Source organism: Siccirubricoccus deserti, assembly GCF_014283215.1.
GTDB lineage: Bacteria > Pseudomonadota > Alphaproteobacteria > Acetobacterales > Acetobacteraceae > Siccirubricoccus > Siccirubricoccus deserti.
On the sequence record NZ_JACOMF010000048.1, the window covers coordinates 23,412 to 27,367 of the forward strand.

The 3,956-nt window shown below is 67.6% G+C and carries 3 protein-coding genes; 1 reads left to right on the forward strand and 2 read right to left on the reverse strand.

Going from position 1 to position 3,956, the window contains the following annotated elements:
• Nucleotides 1-161: 161 nt before the first annotated feature.
• Nucleotides 162-470 carry a hypothetical protein gene (locus tag H7965_RS23655; protein WP_186773041.1) on the reverse strand — a complete coding sequence of 103 codons (309 nt, stop codon included), beginning with the start codon at nucleotides 468-470 and terminating at the stop codon, nucleotides 162-164.
• 82 nt (nucleotides 471-552) lie between these two features.
• Here H7965_RS23655 and H7965_RS23660 point away from each other — a divergent pair, with 82 nt between their 5' ends.
• Nucleotides 553-1,506 carry an acetamidase/formamidase family protein gene (locus tag H7965_RS23660; protein WP_186773042.1) on the forward strand — a complete coding sequence of 318 codons (954 nt, stop codon included), beginning with the start codon at nucleotides 553-555 and terminating at the stop codon, nucleotides 1,504-1,506.
• Between the two features lie 156 nt (nucleotides 1,507-1,662).
• Here the strand turns inward: H7965_RS23660 and H7965_RS23665 are convergent, their stop codons facing one another.
• A complete protein-coding gene (locus H7965_RS23665; protein ID WP_186773043.1) occupies nucleotides 1,663-3,741 on the reverse strand; it encodes a TonB-dependent receptor in 2,079 nt (692 codons plus the stop codon).
• Nucleotides 3,742-3,956: the final 215 nt, after the last annotated feature.

Below are 3,956 nucleotides of genomic sequence, written 5' to 3' on the forward strand. Positions count from 1 at the left end.
CGCTCTTCGGCTTCGGCCGTGCGGGCGGCAGCAGCGGCTCCAGCATCGCCCAGAGATCATCAGGAACCAGGGGCTTCGCCATGCCCCCAGTAACGCATGAAAGCAAGTTTTGTTAGACGCATTTACTCCAGCCGGCCGGTGCGCTCGAACTGCTCCAGCCCTCACTCCACCGGGCCGCTGGCGAAGCGACAGACGGAATGGTGGCTGACGAAGCGGATCTGCGGCCAATTCTTCGCCGCATTCCCCATGTCATCGACATTCGCATAGGGCAGCAGCCGCGGGAAACGCGCCTGGATCGGGAGCATTCCCTTGTGGATGCGGGCGATGTCGTGTCCAGCCTTCGGCGAGCGCTCGTAGAACGGGTCCATCAGCCGTTCGTCATCCAGCCGCCACGGCCATTTCGCCGATCGGTTGTTGGTGGTGTCGCCGGTGGTGTGGCCCTCGAAGCTTTCGGGCTTCAGCGCCTCCACCGCCTGCTCCACCTGAGGCCGTTGACGCTGCCGGGCACGGTCGCCACGCTGCTGCCCTCGCCCGACCCGGAGACCGCCCCGAATGGCCACCCATAGCCTGCGCGCCACGCCTGAGACCGTCCGCATCAGCGCCTTCGACGCCAGCTTCCCGCCGGTGCTGACCATCGCCTCGGGCGATACGGTGGAGGTGGAATGCGTCTCGGGCCGCGAAGCCGTGCTGCCGCCGCCGGGCAGCGGCATGACCGTGCCGCCGGCGCTCGCCGCCATCATCGCCGCCAACCCCGGCATGACCGCCGGCCATATCTGCACCGGGCCGATCGCCATCGCCGGCGCCATGCCGGGCGACATGCTGGAGATCCGGATCGAGCGGATCGAGCCGGGCGCCGACTGGGGCTACAACACCATCCGCCCGCTCGCCGGTACCCTGCCGGAGGATTTCCACGAGCCGGCGATGATGATCATCCCGATCGACCGCGCCCGCCGCACCTGCCGGCTGCCCTGGGGCACGGAGCTGCCGCTCGACCCCTTCTTCGGCGTCATGGGCGTGGCACCGCCGCCCGCCTTCGGCCGCATCGCCTCGAAGGAGCCGCGCATCCATGGCGGCAACCTCGACAACAAGGAGCTGCAGCAGGGCAGTACGCTGTTCCTGCCGGTGCATGTCCCCGGTGCCAATTTCTCGGTCGGCGACGGACATGGCGTGCAGGGCGATGGCGAGGTCTGCGTCACTGCGCTGGAGACCTGCCTGAACGGCAGCCTCACCTTCATCCTGCACAAATCAGACGGCAGCGCACCGCTGCTGAAGATGCCACGGGCGGAAACCCCGACGCATTTCATCAGCATGGGGCTGCATGAGGATCTGGACCAGGCGATGAAGGGCGCGCTGCGGGAGATGATCGCCTTCATCGTCGCCCGCACCAACCTCTCCCGCGAGCAGGCCTATGCCTTCTGCTCGCTGGCGGTGGATTTCCATGTGACACAGACGGTGAACGGCGAGAAGGGCGTGCACGGCCTGCTGAAGAAGGGGCTGCTGTTCTAGAGCGGACCGCGGAGGACGCGAACGCCCCGTCGCCTGCCTCCGCTCTGCAAACAACGGGCTAAAGCGGACGGCGTTCGGACATGAACGCCATGCGCTGCAGACGGCCGTGCGCCGACCCATGCAGGGCCGGGCTTTTGTGCCCCTCTGCGGCCCGCTCTAGATCTCCCGCGAGAGCCCGGCGAAGATCCCGCGGCGCATACCGTATTGCGGCGCACCGACGCCAATGCCCGTGCCATCGCGCAGCAGATAGGCCCGGTCGAAGAGGTTCAGCAGGTCGAGCCGCGCCGTCCAGGCGCCACCATCCGGCAGGGTGAAGCGCTGCGCCAGGCCAAGATTAAGGGTGACATAGGGTGTCGTCACCTCGCTGTTGGCGAAGCCCTTGCGCATGCCGCTGCCATAGATGAGGGAGGCGGAGAGCGTGCCGCCCTCCCAGGCCTCGAAGGCGCCGCCGGCCGAGCCGGTCAGGAGCTGGTCATGGTCGGTGCGCACCCATTTGCGCTCGACCTGGGCAAGCTCCTCCGCGCTCCAGAAATACTGGTTGGAGACCAGCCCCCTGCCCTCCGAGCGGGCGATGGCGAGGTTGCCGTACAGCCGCCAGGGACCGTCGCGCCAATCGGCGGTCAGCTCCAGCCCGTAGACCCGGCCGCGGCGGTAGTTATAGGGCGAGAAGATATAGGCCCGGCCGAACTGACCGAGATCCTGCATGTCCTCCACCGCGCGCGCATAGGCCTCCGCTCCCAGGGTCAGGCTCTCGCTCACCCGGTGCCGCAGGCCGAGATTGAAGTAGTGCGAGCGCTCCGCCCGTACCGGGTCGGCACGGAGCGTGGCGGGCTGGAGGGTGGTGCCGAGATAGCGGCGGATGTCGACCGGGCCGAGGAGCTCCGCCGGCGGCGGGGTGAAGTAGCGGGCATAGCCGAAGGAGATGGTCGTGGCCTCGTCCGGCGACCAGACAAGATTTGCGCGGGGGCTGAGCTGCGATGCCTCGATGATGCCGGAGACGCTGTCGAAGCGCGCCCCGGCATTCAAGGTGAGCGCCTCGGCCAGCCGCCACTCATCCTGCAGATAGAGGCCGAAAAGCTGTTGCCGCGCCTGGCCTCGCTCGCTGATGCCGAAGGGCGCATTCACCGTGCCGCCGGCACCGTCCAGCGGCAGCACCGTGCTGTCCGTCGCGTTGCGCGTCGTATCCTGCGAGAGGAAGAGCCCGCCGCGCAACGTGTGGCGCGCCGCAATCCGCCAGGCCGCATCCGCCTGGGTGCCGAAGGAGAGGCTCTCGCGCCGGACATAGCTGGCGGCGCCGTCGAACAGCACGTCGCCCACCCCGTCGGGCCGGTAGCGCACGGAGGAGCTGCGGAGGAAGGCGGAGAGCTGGAGGTCGGCCTCGCCCAGCGCGTGCTGGCCGGCGAGGATGAGGAAGCTGCTGCGCTGGAGCTGCTTCGCCCGCAGGGCGGCGCTGTCGAAGTCCGAGCGGCCGAAGGCAGTGAATTCCGGCACCAGCCCCGGGGTGTTCGGCACCTGGTAGCGCGCCACCACGCTGCCGGCGATCAGCGAGAGCCGAGTGCGGTCATCGAGCGGCAGCGCGGCATGAATGAGCCCCCGCCCTTGCAGCGTTTCGTTGTGGAGCGCCACCGGGCCGCGGGTCGGGTTCTCGAAACCACGCTCGCTCCGGAGGCCGGAGACGGCGCCGAAGACCTCCACCGGGCCGAGCATGCCGCCATAGCTGGCACCCGGCTGCACCGTGCCGAAGCTGCCGCCGTAGAGGCTGGCGCTTCCGCCCCGGTCCTCCGCGCCGGAACGCAGTGTCATGTCGACGATACCGGCGGTGCGATAGCCGAATTGCGCGGGCAGCGCGCCGGTGATGAGGGAAACGCCACGCAGCGCCCGCGCATCGAATAATTGGCTGAAGCCGCTGATTGCCTCGGGCAGCAGCACGCCATTGACCCGATATTGCAGGTTCCGATGGTCACCACGCACATGCAGATCACCGAAAGCTTCTTGGACCACGCCCGGCGCCTGCAGCAGCACATCGCTCAACCGCGCCGCCTCGCCCTGTGGCAGCGCGGTGATGGCGGCACGATCCAGCTCATAAAGGCTGGCCCCAAGCGAGGGGGCGATGCGGTTGCGCGCTTCCTCGAAGCGCCGCGACTGCACGACGATGGCAGGCAGTTCGAAAGCGGTCTCCTGCGCCTGCAACGGCGGCGCCATCAGGATGGCCAAGGCTGCAACAGATAAACGCATATTCATCTCTTCACTTCCAAGACGTATAGAGGTGTTCAGATATTTTCTTTTATTTTCAGTGCTTTATAATGGATCTTTGTAAGAGGGGCAAAACCTGTGGCGAGGGTGCAGTTTGCCCTTCCCAGGTGGCGGCTGGTCTGATTCGCTCGGGCGCATGGTCCCGCCCGCCGATCCTGACGCGCTGTCGCCGGCCGAGCTGAAGGCGCTGGTCAGCG